A 14,095-nucleotide genomic window follows, 5' to 3' on the forward strand; every position below is an offset into this window, starting at 1 on the left:
TGCAACGCCCCCGACTCCCCACCCCCCCACCCCGCCATCCCCCTAACCCCGCCCAACCCCGAACCCCACCTACCCCTGCGCCGCCCTGGACGGAACCTCCACACCCAGCCCGTCCGGCGTTTGAGGACGTCTTTCGTCTTTGGGTGCGGATCCTCTGGAGTGACGGTCGAGTCAAGCAGTGAGGTTGAATTCCTGCCGGTTTCCGCACCGTCGAGGACCGGCGGTCGGCGATCAGGTGTCGATGACGAACCGACCCGGGGGACGGATCAGGACGGTGTTCCGCTGCCGTGATCGGGAAGGTGCCTGCCGAGCTGGCCGGCGTGCACGCTGGGAGCGTTCACCGGCACTCGGCGCACACCTGGTCCGGGCCGTTCCGCTGTTGTACGACCTCCTCAGCGGCCCCGGCGAAGGCGCGGGTCCGCGCAGTTTCCGTCGCCGCGCGCCACACCAGGCCGTACTCCAGTGGCGGGGCCTCGGCGAATGGGACGTACGCGATGTTGGGGCGGGCGTAGTACCGGACCTCGTGCGACGCGACTGGGTGTACTCCATGGCCCGCGCCGACGAGAGTCAGGAGCTCCTGTCGGGTCGTGGCCGCCTCGACGCGCTCGACGGGGCTGCCGTCGGGGGCGGTTCGGGGCAGGAGGTGGTCGAGCCAGTAGTCGGGGACGGGGCCGGAGAGGCTGATCACCTTGTCCCTCGCGAGATCGTCGAGCCGTACCGACTCCCGGCGCGCGAAGGGGTGCCGGGTGGAGACGGCCAGGACACGGCTGTCGGAGATCAGCACGGGACCGGTCCGCAGATCGGGCTCTGCTACGGGGAACTGCCCCAGCAGCAGGTCGAGTTCACCCCTGCGCAGCGGACCGAGGGGATCCCCGAGCGGGGCCTCGTGGAGGGTCACTCCCCCGGCCCCGGGATGGCTCTCGCGGTACGCGGACGAGGCGAGCAGCACCAGTTCACCCGCCAGCGGGCTGGTGAACCCCACCCGCAGCGGCTCGGCGAGGCCGCGGCCAGCGGCAACCGCCTTCTCGATGCCTGCCCTGATGAGCTCGTAGCCGGGGCGGACGTCGTTGAGGAAATCGCGTCCGACCGGCGTCAGTTCCACACGCCTACTGGTCCGGTCGAACAGCGCGGCGCCGATCTGCCGCTCCAGTTGCTTGATGGTCTGACTGACCCTGGCCTGGGACACGAAGAGCCGCTGTGCGGTGCGGCCGAAGTGCAGTTCCTCCGCGAGGGTCAGGAATATTTCGAGGTCTCGGCGTTCCATAAGGCACAGGTTATGGATCATGGAGTGATCTGTCATTGTTCGAGGTGCGGCGGTCGTTGAAGCTGGAGCACATGAACACACACCCGAACACCCCCGCTGCCCAGCCGCTCGCCGTCATCACCGGAGCCAGCTCGGGTATCGGCGCCGCCACCGCCCGCGCCCTCTCCGATCTCGGCCACCCACTGCTCCTCCTGGCCCGCAGGCTCGAGCGGACCGAGGCCCTCGCCCTCCCCGACACCCTCGCCCGCTCCGTCGACGTCACCGACGCCAAGGAAGTGGCTGCTGCGGTCCGGGAGGCGGAGGAGTTGTACGGGCCCGCTGACCTGATCGTCAACAATGCGGGAGTGATGCTCCTCGGCGACGTGGCCCACCAGGACGCAGCCGAGTGGGAGCGGATGTTCGACGTCAATGTACGGGGACTGCTCCACGGTGTTCGAGCCGTGCTGCCAGGCATGATCGAGCGTGGCCGCGGGACGATCGTCAACGTCAGCTCGGTCGCGGGCCGCAGGACTTACGCCGGCCACACCGTCTACAGCGGCAGCAAGTTCGCCGTGCACGGCATCTCCGAGAGCCTGCGCGAGGAGGTTTCAGGCAACGGCGTGCGTGTGATCACCATCGCCCCCGGGGCCGTGGAGACCGAGTTGCTCTCCCACACCACAAACGAGGCCATCAAGGCCGACTACCAAGCCTTCAAGGACTCGATCGAGGTGCTGGTCCCTGAGGATGTGGCAGCAGCGATCAGCTTCGCGTATCAGCAGCCGCAACGCGTCACCCTGCGCGAACTGGTGCTCGCGGCCACCGCCCAGGCCGCATGACCTGCTTGCGTCCCTGGACCGGGCCGGCCGATCGCCACCGGCGCCCGAAGGCGCCTGCCTACATCTGACCGGCCTCCTCGGCATCATCGGCGCCCGTTGGGGCCTTGACGGCGCCGAAACCGTCCTTCATTTTCCGCACCCTTCGTCTTTCAGACCCTGCGGCGTTTGAGCAGATCCGAACGAAGTTCGGATGAAGAGGTCCGGGGCGGACCGCACAGCGGGCGAGGGCGTCAGGGGTGGAGGGTCTGGGCCGAGGCGAGGCCCACGTAGGCGGCGCCCAGGCCGGCGAGGACGCCGCCGAGGGCGTTGGCCGTCGCGTGTAGGGGGGCACCGGAGCGGGCAAGGGTGAGCGTCTCGTACGAGAAGGTGGAGTACGTGGTGAGCGCGCCGCACAGCCCCGTGCCGAGGAACAGCAGGGCGTGGGAGTTGAGGGCCGCGCCCGTGAGGAATCCGAGCAGGAGCGAGCCCGCGATGTTGACGGTGAAGGTGCCCCAGGGGAAGCCGGTGGTGTGGCGGGACTGGACCGCGCGGTCGGTGAGGTAGCGCAGGGGGGCGCCGAGCATGCCGCCGGTGAGGACGAGGAGCCAGTTCACGCGGGGACTCCCAGGGCCTTGCGGGTGGCGGCGGCCGCGAGCGAGACGGCCACGAGGGCGGCGGCGAGCGTGGCGGCCAGGTAGGCGAGCGCAGTGCCGGAGTGGTCGCGGTCGATCAGACGCTGGATGTCGACCACGTACGTGGAGAAGGTGGTGAATCCGCCGAGGACTCCCGTGCCGAGGAAGGGGCGGAGCAGGGGCGGGGTGGACCGGCCCGTCTCGGTGACCGCGACCATCAGGACGCCGATCAGGGCGCAGCCGATGACGTTGACCCACAAGGTCGTCCAGGGGAAGGCCTCGGGGCCGGTCGGCCAGAGCAGGGAGGCGGCGTAGCGGGCCGTGGCCCCGAGGCCGCCGCCCAGGGCGACGGCCGCCAGGACCGGGGCCGTTCGGGGCTTGGAACGGGGCCCGCTGTCCGCTTCTCGATCGTGCAGCACTGCGGCACCATATCCGGGCACTCCGTCAGATCATGGAAACTAACGCACCGTCACCATTGCGTCGCGCCTCGCGAATCGTCCCAACCTCCGTGATTCCTTGCGCCGTTGGGGGTACGGACCGCCCTGAGCGGGGATGACACGAGTGGCGCCGCACCGCCGCACCTTCCGCTTGTGACGGCCGACGCCCGTACCGATGCAGCCCGCGGAGGACATTCGTCACTCCGCGTCACAGGATGGGGGCCTCGGGAGTGGCCATGGGGACCGCGGACTTCACGTTCGGCCTGGAGCACCGCACGGCCGGCACGACCCTCTTCCTGCTGCTCAGCGGAGAGCTCGACATCTGGGCCGACGGGGAACTGGCCCCGCGCGCGGCCCGGTTGATCGGCGCCGTAAGACCCGAGGTCGTGATCGATCTGCACCATGTGACCTTTCTCGACGCGGGCGGGCTGCGGCTGCTCCTCGGGATACGGCACCGGGTGGCCGACCGTCAGGGCACGGTGCGTCTCGTCCGCGCCCACGGCCAGCCGCACCGGGTGCTCCGACTGACCGGCCTCGCGCGCGAATTCGACCTGGTGCGCGGGGAGCCGGACGACGGCGGCGGGCGAGGCCCGGCCGTGCCCGCCTGAGGGCCGGCGGCGAGTTGTAGGGTTCCCGGGAGGCGGCTCGGCGAGGTGCCGCGCCACATGCCACCTGGGGGGACCAGTGCCGGCGGGCAAGAGTTCATCGCACCTGATACCGACCGGGGACGACCACAAGGTCACCCCGGCCGAGCTGTTCTTCGATCTTGTCTTCGTCTACGCCATCACCCAGGTCACCGCGATGATGGCGGACCACACGACCGCGGGCCGCATCGCCGGATCGCTGGTGGTGCTCGCCCTGCTGTGGTGGTGCTGGTGCTGCTTCTCGTGGCTCGGCAATGTGGTGCGGGCCGATGCGGGCGCGCTGTTCGCGGTGCTCGTGGCGGTGATGGGCGTGATGCTTGTCGTCTCCTTCGCGCTGCCCGAGGTGTACGCCGACCAACACGGCGGTGTGGACGCGCCGTTGGTGTTCGTGCTCTGTTACGGGGTCGTACGCCTGCTGCATCTCGTCTCGTACTGGATCTCGGCGCCGGACGACCCCGCACTGCGGTCGACGGTGCGCCGGATCGCGCTGACATCGGTGGCGCCGCCGTTCGCGCTGCTGCTGGTGGGTGCGGCGTTCGACGGCCGCACGCAGATCCTCATCTGGGCCGGGGCGATGGTGCTCGACTACGCGATGGTGTTCCTGACCCGGGGCTCGGGCTGGCGGGTCGCCTCGCCGGGGCACTTCGCCGAACGGCACGGCCTGATCGTCATCATCGCCCTCGGCGAATCCATCGTGGCCATGGGTGTCGGCATGCGCGACTACGCGCTGACCGTCCCGGTGATCGCGGCGGCGGCGCTCGGGATCCTGGTCGTGGCGGGCATGTGGTGGATGTACTTCCGCAAGGTCGCCGAGCCGGCCGAACACCGCATCGCCCGGGCGGAAGGCGCGGAGCGCACCAAGCTCGCGAGCGAGGTGTACACGTATCTCCATCTGCCGCTGATCGCGGGGATCGTGCTCTGCGCCCTGGGGATGAAGATCGCGCTGCACCAGATCGCCGACACGAAGCACTACGACCTGTCCGAGCCGCTGCACGGAATCGTCGCGTGGGCGCTGCCGGGCGGGGTGGGGCTGTACCTGCTGGCCTCGGCCGCGATCTTGGCCCGGGTGTCGGGCCGGGGGTCGCTGGTGCTGCTGGTCGGCGGCGGACTCTGCCTGGTCGGCGGTCCGTTGGTGACCGTGGTGCCCGCGCTGGTCGCGCTCGCCCTGCTCGGGGCCGCGGTCGCGGGGATGGCGGCGCTGCACTCGCGGGTGGCGCGGCCGGCGCTGGGGTCGGCTGCCGCGGAGGCGTGAGGTGGCAGGCCGCCTGTGTGTCGGAGCCGCTTCGCCGGCCAGTCGAACAGTGCGCGCCGATCTCAGATCGCCTTCGCCGGCCAGTCGAGCAGTCGCGCGCCGATCACCGCGGTCTGCAGCGTGTAGCGGTGTACGGGGTCGGCCGGGTCGGAGCCCGTCAGCTGATGTATCCGTTGCAGCCGGTACGTCAGCGCCCGCACGCTCAGGCTGAGCCGCCGCGCCGCCTCCGCGGCGACACAGCCCGCGTCGAAGTACAGGGTCAGCGTCTCGAGCAACGGCTCGGCCCCACCGCGCGCCTCCTGCAAGGGTCCCAGGGCTGTGCGGACGAGATCGGCCATGGCCTCGCGGTCACGGGTGAGAACGGGATAGACGAGCAAGTCGGCCGCGTTCAGAACGGGTTCGTCGAGGTGCAGGCGCTCGGCGAGGTCGAGGGCGCCGAGCGCCTCCTCATAGCTGCGCACGACGCCGCCGGCGCCGGGGTGCGGCCTGCCGAGCGCGACCTGACCGCCGTCGGTGGCCGCGTGCGCCTGCTTGGCGAAGTAGGTGAGGACCTCCATCTGATCGCCGGGCGCGATGCAGATCAGCCGGCCGTCCTTGGTGGTCAACAGGATCGACCGGTCGCCGAAGCGCGCGTGCAGCGCCGCCGCGACGCCGCGCCCCACGGGGTCGGTCTCCGTGTACGCGTCGGGCCCCGCGGCCACGGCCACGGCATGGGCGTGGGCCAGACGCAGTCCGAACCGCTCGGACTGCTCCGCGAGGCGCCCGAGGTCGCTGCCGCCGTGCAGCAGATCGTCGATGAACTCCCGCCGCGCCGCCTCCTCCCGGCGTACGGCGAGGCGCTGGGCGCGCTCGTATCCCTCGGCGAAGGCGTCGACGGCCTGCTCGACCGCGGCGAGGACGCTGTCGGCGTGCCGCACCACGGAGGGCCAGGCGCACCGGGTCGCGGCGAGGTGTTCCTGGACGAGTCCGCGCAGGGCGTGCCCTTGTTCGGCGGCCCGTTCACCGAGTGTGCGGCGCAGTTCGAGTTCGTCACGCGTGAGGCGCCGGCCGGTCGTGGACACGGCCGTGAGCAACTCGGCATAGCCATCGAGGTACTCCGCGGTCTCTTCCGCCCCGGCCATCGGCTTCCCACCCTCATGTGCGCACGGCTGCCGGGCTCGCCCACAGCGCTCCCCACGCCCGACGGCGCGACCCGGCATCAAGAACGCGTCAAGACTGCCGGATCCCGGCAATGCGATCAAGCCGCAGGCGCTGGCAGGCTCTGCTCACGGGTGGGAACGGGGGATGCACGGGGGAATGCCCGGTGCCGGATCTCGGAAGGGAACGGCACCGGGCCCACCCGTATCCGATCCAGGAGCATGTGACGCACACCGGCGGAAAGGGGGGAAGGGATGGGTGAGTTCCTGCGCCTGACGTTCGCCTTCCCCACCGTCCTGCTGAGCGGCGCGCTGGTGGTCGTCTTCGGGTTCTGGCTCCTGACGCTGCTCGGCGCGGCCGATCCGGACAGCTTCGACGCGGACGTCGACTTCGGCACGGCCGGACTCGGGGGCGTCCCCGTCACCGTCACGGTGTCCCTGCTCACCGCCACCGCGTGGTTCGGCTCGCTCGCCGGCGCGGCGCTGCTCGACCGTACGCAACTGTCCGGGATCTCCTTCGCGGCCGCCGCCTGCGCGCTGCTCGTCCTGGCGCTGCTCGCCGCATGGCGGGTGACGCGGCTGCTCGTACGCCCGCTGCGGGCGCTGTTCCCCGACGAACCCGGGCCGTCCCGGCAGGACTTCGTCGGCAGCGTCGCCGTGATCCGCACCGGTCGGGTCGACGGGACGTTCGGCCAGGCCGAGGTCACCGCCGCGGACGGCTCCACGGCTGTCGTCCAGGTCCGGCTGAGCGCACGGGACTTGGCGTCGCCCTCCGGCTCGCTCACCGTCGGCTGCAACGCGCTGCTCTACGCCTACGACGAGACCGGCGAATTCTTCTGGGCCGCGCCGCACGCCGCCCTCGACGCTCCGTAACCACGTCGTCATCGACGCCCGGCAAGGGCCTCCGTGCCGCAACGGCACCGAAACTCCAAGGACTCCGCATGAACGCCATCACCATGGGCATCGGCGTGCTCATCGCCGTCGTCCTCGTCATCACGATCGGCCTGCTGCTGATCATCACCCGGCTGTTCCGCAAGGTGGAACAGGGCAAGGCGCTGATCGTCTCGAAGATGCGCAAGGTCGATGTGACCTTCACGGGACAAGTCGTGCTGCCTGTGCTGCACAAAGCCGAGGTCATGGACATCTCGGTGAAGACCATCGACATCACGCGCACCGGACGCGACGGGCTGATCTGCCGTGACAACATCCGAGCCGACATCCGTATCTCGTTCTTCGTCCGGGTCAACAAGACCGTCGAGGACGTCATCAAGGTCGCCCAGGCGATCGGCACGCAGCGGGCGAGCGACAAGGAGACGCTCCAGGAGCTGTTCAACGCCAAGTTCTCCGAGGCGCTCAAGACCGTCGGCAAGCAGCTGGACTTCACGGATCTGTACACCAAGCGCGATGAGTTCCGTGACCGGATCATCGCCGTCATCGGCACCGACCTCAACGGCTACAGCCTCGAGGACGCGGCGATCGACTACCTCGAGCAGACGCCCCTGGTCCAGCTGGACTCCTCCAACATCCTTGACGCACAGGGCATCCGGAAGATCACCGAGCTGACCGCGATCGAGCATGTGCGCACCAATGAGTTCCAGCGCCACGAGGAGAAGGAGATCACCCGCCAGAACGTCGACGCCCGCGAGGCGATCCTGGAGCTCGAGCGCCGCCAGGCGGACGCCGAGAGCAAGCAGCGGCGGGAGATCCAGACCGTGCGGGCCCGTGAGGAGGCCGAGACGGCGAAGGTCGTCGAGGAGGAGCGGCTGCGCTCGCAGAGCGCGTTCCTGAAGACCGAGGAGCACCTGGGGATCCAGCGCGAGAACCAGTCGCGCGAGGTGGCGGTGGCCGCGAAGAACCGCGAGCGGGTCATCGCGATCGAGAACGAGCGGATCGAGAAGGACCGCATGCTCGAAGTGATCGCCCGGGAGCGGGAGACGTCGCTGACGCGGATCTCCGCCGACAAGGAGGTCGAGGCGGAGAAGCGCGAGATCGCCGAGGTCGTACGGGAGCGGGTCGCGGTGGACCGTACGGTCGCCGAGCAGGAGGAGTCGATTCTGCGGCTGCGGGCGGTCGAGGAGGCCGAGCGGAAGCGTCAGGCCGTGATCATCGCGGCGGAGGCACAGGCGCAGGAGAACCTCGTCAAGGACATCAAGGCCGCGGAGGCGGCCGAGGCGGCGGCCACCCACCGGGCCGCCGAGGAGGTCACGCTCGCCGAGGCCCGGGTGAAGGCAGCGGATCTGGACGCCCGCGCCAAGATCCGGCTCGCGGAGGGGGTTCAGGCCGAGTCGGCCGCGGCGGGGCTCGCGGCGGTGCAGGTGCGCGAGAAGGAGGCCGACGCGATCGAGAAGGCCGGGCGAGCGGAGGCCGAGGCAACGGAGGCGAAGCTGCGGGCCGAGGCCGAGGGGATCCAGGCCCGGCTGCAGGCCGAGGCCGTGGGTCTCACCGACAAGGCGGCCGCGATGGCCGCGCTGGACTCGGCGTCCCGGTCGCACGAGGAGTTCCGGCTGCGTCTGGAGGCCGAGAAGGACATCCGGCTCGCCGGCATCGAGGTGCAGCAGAAGGTCGCGGAGGCGCAGGCCATGGTGGTCTCCGCCGGGCTCGAGAACGCCGACATCAATATCGTCGGCGGCGAGTCGGTCTTCTTCGACCGGCTGCTCTCTTCGATCTCGATGGGCAAGAGCGTCGACGGGTTCGTCCAGAACTCGCGGACGGCGCAGGCCCTCGCCGGTCCCTGGCTGGACGGCTCGTCGAGCTTCCCGGAGGACCTGGGGCGGATCATCGGCTCGGTATCCACCTCTGACGTGCAGAACCTGACCGTCTCCGCCCTCCTGATGAAGCTGATGAAGACGGGTGCGGGACCCGCCGAGCAGGTGCAGCAACTGCTCGACAAGGCAGGCGAGCTGGGCCTCGCGGACACCCGGGTGAGCGAACTCGCCGGGGCGCGGGACGCGGCCTGATCACCCTCGCACCGGAGCCGGCGCACAGGAACGCCGGCTCCGGCCCCTCCTCGTATCGGAGCTGAACGATGCCCACCGCCCTCGATGCCGGAACCTATGACCTGCTGCGCGACCGTCTGACCGCGCAGGCCGCCGAACTCGCCCGACGGACCGAGGCGTTGAACGTGCGCCGCACCGAGGCCTTCGGCTCGGGCGGGATGGAGCTCGGCGCCACCGAACGGATCCGCACCGGGCACCCTTGCGTACCCCGCGACATCATCAGCGTCGGCGGCCGGCTCCTCTTCGGCTACAACGTCCCTCCCGGTCCGCAGCCGCAGACGGCGGTCGGCGATGTCTTCGCGCTGCACGACCACGAGCTCAACCCGCTCGACGAGGGCGCGGTCCCCGGCCTGCTCGACGATCCGGCGTTCGCGCGCGAGTTCGCGGCCCTGTACCGGTACTACCGTGACGCCCGGCTGCTGCAACTGCGTCTGGTCGACGGCACGTTGCTGGCCGTGTTCCAGACCGGCGAGAAGACCGGGGACATCCGCGTCCTTCGCTGGGCGGTGGCGTCGGACGGCACGGTGACGTTCCTGGACGCGCGCGGCGATCGCGACCATGTCTTCCCGCCGTCGCACGACTTCGTCTGGACCGAGACCACCCGCGCGGACCACGTCCTCGGCCGGCACCCGCATATCTCCGTGGACGGCGCGGTGTTCGTGGCGACGGTCGGCGGCACGCTCACCGTGAAGGGCGAGAACGACACCGAGTCCGCCGAGGGCATCCACAGTGAGCCCGTCGACGAACCGCTGCAGTCGCTGGCCGACGCCGACGTGGAGTACGCACAGGTCGGCGCGCTGATCCTGCTGCGCGTGCGGCCGTACAAGGAGACCGCCCACCGCTACCTGGTCTTCAACACGCTCACCAGGACCGTCGTACGGTTCGACGGCATCGGCCAGGCCTGCCACCGGCTGCCCGAGGACCAGGGCATCGTCTTCCCCGGCGGCTACTGCCTGGCGACCGGGGCGCACCGCACCTTCGATCTGAACGCCGCGGACCTGGAGTTCGAGCGGATGGTGCGCTCCCCCAACGGCGAGGACGTGCTGTTCGCGTACCACGCTCGCGCGGCGGGACGCAGTCTGCTCCTTCCGTACAACATGATCCGCAAGGAGATCGCGACCCCGCTGTCCTGCCACGGCTGGGCGCTGTTCGACGACGGCACGCTGATGGTGCTGCGTGCCGAAGCCGATGAGCCGGCGCGCGTGCACCCCTTGCAGATCTGGCGGTCCCCGTACCTCGCGGACACCCATGCCGCGGCGGTGCATGGCGGGGTTGACGGGCCGCTGGCACGGGTCGGGAACGCCGATCTCGTCCGCGGGATCTCCGACTGCCTGTCCCTGGCGCGTTCCGTCACCGAGGTGACTCCGACCTCCGAGGTGTACGAGGCGCTGGTGGCGTCCTGCGTGCGGACCGGCGATCTGTACCACTGGCTCGGCGAGGCCGAACTCGGCGCCCTCGGAGAGCCGTTGGGGGCGTTGCGGGCGACGGCCGAGAGCATCGTAGGCGAGTTCGAGACGGTCCTGGCCCTGACCCGGCAGGCGGCGCGGTCCCTGGACGAGGCGGCCGCGCAGATCGCCTCGCTGGTCCGCAAGGTACGCGGCGAAGCACCGCGCAGCGCCGCGCAGTGGGTGGACGCACTCGCCGAACTACGCCAGGCCAAGGGGCGGTTGATCACCCTCGGGGAACTGCGGTACGTGGACACGGACCGGATCGAGGCCCTGGCCGAGGCGCTCGACGGCGACCTCGCGTCGGCCGCGCAGCGGGCCGTGGGCTTCCTGGAGCGTCCCGATGCCTTCGCCTCGTATCGCTCGGAGATCGAGGACCTGGTGGGCGCCGCGGACGAGGTGGAGACGGTGGCGTCCGCGCAGCCGTTGGCCGAGGACCTCGACGAGCGCACCGCACGGCTGCGGGCGCTGACGGAGACGGTCGCCGGTCTCGACATCGGCGACGCGACGGTGCGCACCGGGATTCTGGAGCGGATCGCCGAGGTGCTGGGCGGGGTGAACCGGGCCCGTGCGACCCTCGCCGCAAGGCGGCGCGCGCTCCTGGACCGGGAGGGGCGGGCCGGGTTCGCCGCCGAGTTCGCGCTGCTCGGCCAGGCGGTGACCGGTGCGCTCGCCGCAGCGGATTCGCCCGAGGCCTGTGCGGAGCAGCTGGCGCGGCTGCTGCTGCAGCTGGAGAACCTGGAGTCGCGGTTCGCCGAATTCGACGGGTTTCTCCTGGAGTTGGCCACCAAGCGCGAGGAAGTGTACGAGGCTTTCTCGGCTCGTCGGCAGGCGCTTCAGGACGCCCGTGCCCGGCATGCCGAGCGGCTTGCGGACTCGGCCGCGCGCATCCTGGACACCGTGGCCCGGCGGGCCACGACACTCGCCGCCGCGGGTGCCGGCCATGCCTGGTTCGCCGCCCGCCCCCTGGTCGCCCAGGGCCGCCGCACCGCCGAGGAGCTGCGCGGACTCGGCGACCGGGTACGGGCCGAGGAACTCGAAGGGCGCCTCAAGTCGGCCCGCCAGGAAGCCGCCCGGGCACTGCGCGACCGCGAGGATCTGTACGACGACGACGGCACTGCCATCAGGCTCGGCAGGCATCGTTTCGCGGTCAACACCCAGCCCCTGGACCTCACCATGGTCCCGCACGGCGGCACCCTGGCCTTCGCGCTCACGGGCACCGACTACCGCGCCCCCGTCACCGATCCGGGCTTCGCCGCGACCCGCCCGTACTGGGACCGGCTGCTGCCCTCGGAGTCCCCGGAGGTGTACCGGGCCGAGCACCTGGCGGCGCGGCTGCTCGAAGAGGGCCGGGTATGCGCCGCGGACGACCTCGACGCGTTCGTACGGGCCGCTGCCGAGGCCGCGTACGACGAGGGCTACGAGCGGGGGGTGCACGACCACGACGCGGCTCTCATCCTGCGGGCGCTGCTCAGGCTGTGCCCGGCGGCCGGACTGCTCCGCTACCCGCCGGCGGAGCGTGCGGTGGCCCAGGAGTTCTGGGCGCACGGGACCGCACCGCAGCGGCGCACGGCCTGGACACTCCAGGCGAAGTCCCTCGCACGGGCACGTGCCGCCTTCGGACTCGCGCCCACGATCGACGCGCTCACGGCTGAACTGGCCGCCGCGATGGCCGACATGACCCCGGTGCTGCCCCATGCCGCGGACCTCACGACCGCCGCCGAGTACCTCTTCGAGGAGCTCACCCGCGGCCCCGACGGCTTTGTCACCGGCCCCGCGGCGCGCACCCTGCTCGACAAGTTCCTGCGGTCCGTGGATGCTCCGGCGTACGAAGCCGATCTCCGCGCGATCGTCGATGTGGCCGCGCGGCGCCGGCTGATCGAGGGGTGGCTCGGCTCGTACGCGGCCTCTTGCGGGGAGCAGGTCGAGGCCGGGGATCTCGCGGAAGCCGTGGCCGTCACGCTGTGCCCCGATCTCGTACGCCATGACTCGGACGCGGACGTCACCGCCACGGTGACCGGGCTGCTCGGCTCGCACCCACGCGTCAAGAAGCGCAGGCTCACCCTGCGGCTGGATGAATTCCTCGCCAGGACACGGGAGTTCCGGCAGGTCGACGTGCCCCGGTTCCGCGCCTTCCAGCGCAGCCGTGCCGCCCTGGTCGACGCGGAGCGCGTCCGGCTGCGGCTCGCCGACCTGCGGCCCAAGGTGATGAGCGCCTTCGTCCGCAACCGCCTGATCGACGAGGTGTACCTGCCGCTCATCGGCGACAACCTGGCCAAACAGCTGGGCACCGCGGACGCCGCCCGGCGCACCGACACCAACGGCCTGCTGCTGCTCATCTCCCCACCGGGCTACGGCAAGACGACGCTCATGGAGTACGTGGCCGACCGGCTCGGCCTTGTTCTGGTCAAGGTCAACGGTCCGGCCCTGGGCCACGGCGTCACCTCGCTCGACCCGGCCAGGGCCCCCGACGCGACCGCACGCCAGGAAGTCGAGAAGATCAACTTCGCGCTCGAGGCCGGCAGCAACACGCTTTTGTACCTCGACGACATCCAGCACACCTCCCCCGAGCTGCTGCAGAAGTTTATCGCCCTGTGCGACGCGCAGCGCCGGATCGAGGGCGTGTGGAACGGTGAGACCCGCACCTACGACCTGCGCGGCAAGCGCTTCGCGGTCTGCATGGCCGGCAACCCCTACACCGAGTCGGGCGGACGCTTCCAGCTCCCCGACATGCTGGCCAACCGTGCCGACGTTTGGAACCTCGGCGAAGTCCTCACCGGCAAGGAAGAGGTCTTCGCGGCCAGCTTCATCGAGAACGCCCTCACCTCGAACCCGGCCCTCGCCCCGCTCGCCGGGCGCTCCCCCGATGACCTCGATCGGCTCATGAGGCGCGCGTCCGGGGACCCGACGGCCCGCACCGACCGCCTGGCGCACGCCTACGCTCCGGCGGAGCTGGAGCAGATCCTCGCCGTGCTGCGGCATCTCCTCACGGCCCGGCGGACGGTGCTCGCGGTCAACGAGGCCTATATCGCCTCGGCCGCGCAGAGCGCGAGCAGCCGTACGGAACCGCCCTTCCAACTCCAGGGCTCCTACCGCAATATGAACAAGATCGCCGAACGCATCGTGCCGGCCATGAACGACGCGGAGCTGGCCGCCGTGCTCGACGACCACTACTCGGCCGAGGCGCAGACGCTCACCACCGGCGCCGAGTCGAATCTGCTCAAGCTGGCCGCACTGCGCGGAACCCTGACGCCCGACCAGGCAGCGAGATTCGCCGAGATCAAGGCGGCCTTCGTGCGGGAACGGGCGTTGGGCGGCCCGCAGGACGATCCGGTGTCGCGTGCGGTGGCGGCGCTCGGTCTGCTGGCGGACCGGGTGGCGGCCGTGGAGTCGGCGATCGTACGGGTGGCCGACCCTCGGCACGTGCTGAGCAATCCGCACGGCCGCCACCGGGTGCCCTGAGCGATCCGCACGGCCGCCACCGGATGCCCTGAG

10 protein-coding genes are annotated in these 14,095 nt (G+C 70.8%); 6 read left to right on the forward strand and 4 right to left on the reverse strand.

What is annotated here, in order from left to right:
* Nucleotides 1-337: 337 nt before the first annotated feature.
* Entirely contained in the window at nt 338-1,264 is a 927-nt protein-coding gene (locus tag JAO81_RS31840; RefSeq protein WP_199551441.1) for a LysR family transcriptional regulator, read from the reverse strand.
* A 71-nt stretch (nt 1,265-1,335) separates the two neighbouring features.
* Between JAO81_RS31840 and JAO81_RS31845 the strand changes: the two genes are divergently transcribed.
* Nucleotides 1,336-2,079 (forward strand): SDR family oxidoreductase, encoded by a 744-nt coding sequence (locus JAO81_RS31845; RefSeq protein WP_199551442.1) that lies wholly within the window; start codon nt 1,336-1,338, stop codon nt 2,077-2,079.
* A 230-nt stretch (nt 2,080-2,309) separates the two neighbouring features.
* Here the strand turns inward: JAO81_RS31845 and JAO81_RS31850 are convergent, their stop codons facing one another.
* A complete protein-coding gene (locus tag JAO81_RS31850; RefSeq protein WP_199551443.1) occupies nt 2,310-2,672 on the reverse strand; it encodes a CrcB family protein in 363 nt (120 codons plus the stop codon).
* Nucleotides 2,669-3,109, reverse strand: a complete 441-nt coding sequence (locus JAO81_RS31855) for a CrcB family protein (protein ID WP_199551444.1) — start codon at nt 3,107-3,109, stop codon at nt 2,669-2,671. Before JAO81_RS31855 ends, JAO81_RS31850 begins: the two co-directional genes overlap by 4 nt.
* A gap of 254 nt (nt 3,110-3,363) precedes the next feature.
* Here JAO81_RS31855 and JAO81_RS31860 point away from each other — a divergent pair, with 254 nt between their 5' ends.
* Both JAO81_RS31860 and JAO81_RS31865 read left to right on the forward strand, forming a co-directional pair.
* Complete coding sequence (locus tag JAO81_RS31860; RefSeq protein WP_199551445.1) at nt 3,364-3,735, forward strand: STAS domain-containing protein; 372 nt, start codon at nt 3,364-3,366, stop codon at nt 3,733-3,735.
* A 76-nt stretch (nt 3,736-3,811) separates the two neighbouring features.
* Nucleotides 3,812-5,023 (forward strand): low temperature requirement protein A, encoded by a 1,212-nt coding sequence (locus tag JAO81_RS31865; RefSeq protein ID WP_199551446.1) that lies wholly within the window; start codon nt 3,812-3,814, stop codon nt 5,021-5,023.
* 62 nt (nt 5,024-5,085) lie between these two features.
* Here JAO81_RS31865 and JAO81_RS31870 read toward each other — a convergent pair whose 3' ends face one another.
* Nucleotides 5,086-6,144 carry a CdaR family transcriptional regulator gene (locus JAO81_RS31870; RefSeq protein WP_199551447.1) on the reverse strand — a complete coding sequence of 353 codons (1,059 nt, stop codon included), beginning with the start codon at nt 6,142-6,144 and terminating at the stop codon, nt 5,086-5,088.
* A gap of 270 nt (nt 6,145-6,414) precedes the next feature.
* Between JAO81_RS31870 and JAO81_RS31875 the strand changes: the two genes are divergently transcribed.
* From JAO81_RS31875 to JAO81_RS31885, 3 genes are all read left to right on the forward strand, one after another.
* Nucleotides 6,415-7,032, forward strand: a complete 618-nt coding sequence (locus JAO81_RS31875; protein ID WP_199551448.1) for a hypothetical protein — start codon at nt 6,415-6,417, stop codon at nt 7,030-7,032.
* A 68-nt stretch (nt 7,033-7,100) separates the two neighbouring features.
* On the forward strand, nt 7,101-9,116 hold the full coding sequence (locus JAO81_RS31880) for an SPFH domain-containing protein (RefSeq protein WP_199551449.1): 2,016 nt from the start codon (nt 7,101-7,103) through the stop codon (nt 9,114-9,116).
* Nucleotides 9,117-9,184: 68 nt separating this feature from the next.
* Nucleotides 9,185-14,062: a DNA repair ATPase gene (locus JAO81_RS31885; RefSeq protein WP_199551450.1), complete on the forward strand. Its 4,878-nt coding sequence runs from the start codon at nt 9,185-9,187 to the stop codon at nt 14,060-14,062.
* The last annotated feature ends 33 nt before the right edge of the window (nt 14,063-14,095 follow it).

Source organism: Streptomyces sp. N35, assembly GCF_016464295.1.
Classification (GTDB): Bacteria; Actinomycetota; Actinomycetes; order Streptomycetales; family Streptomycetaceae; genus Streptomyces.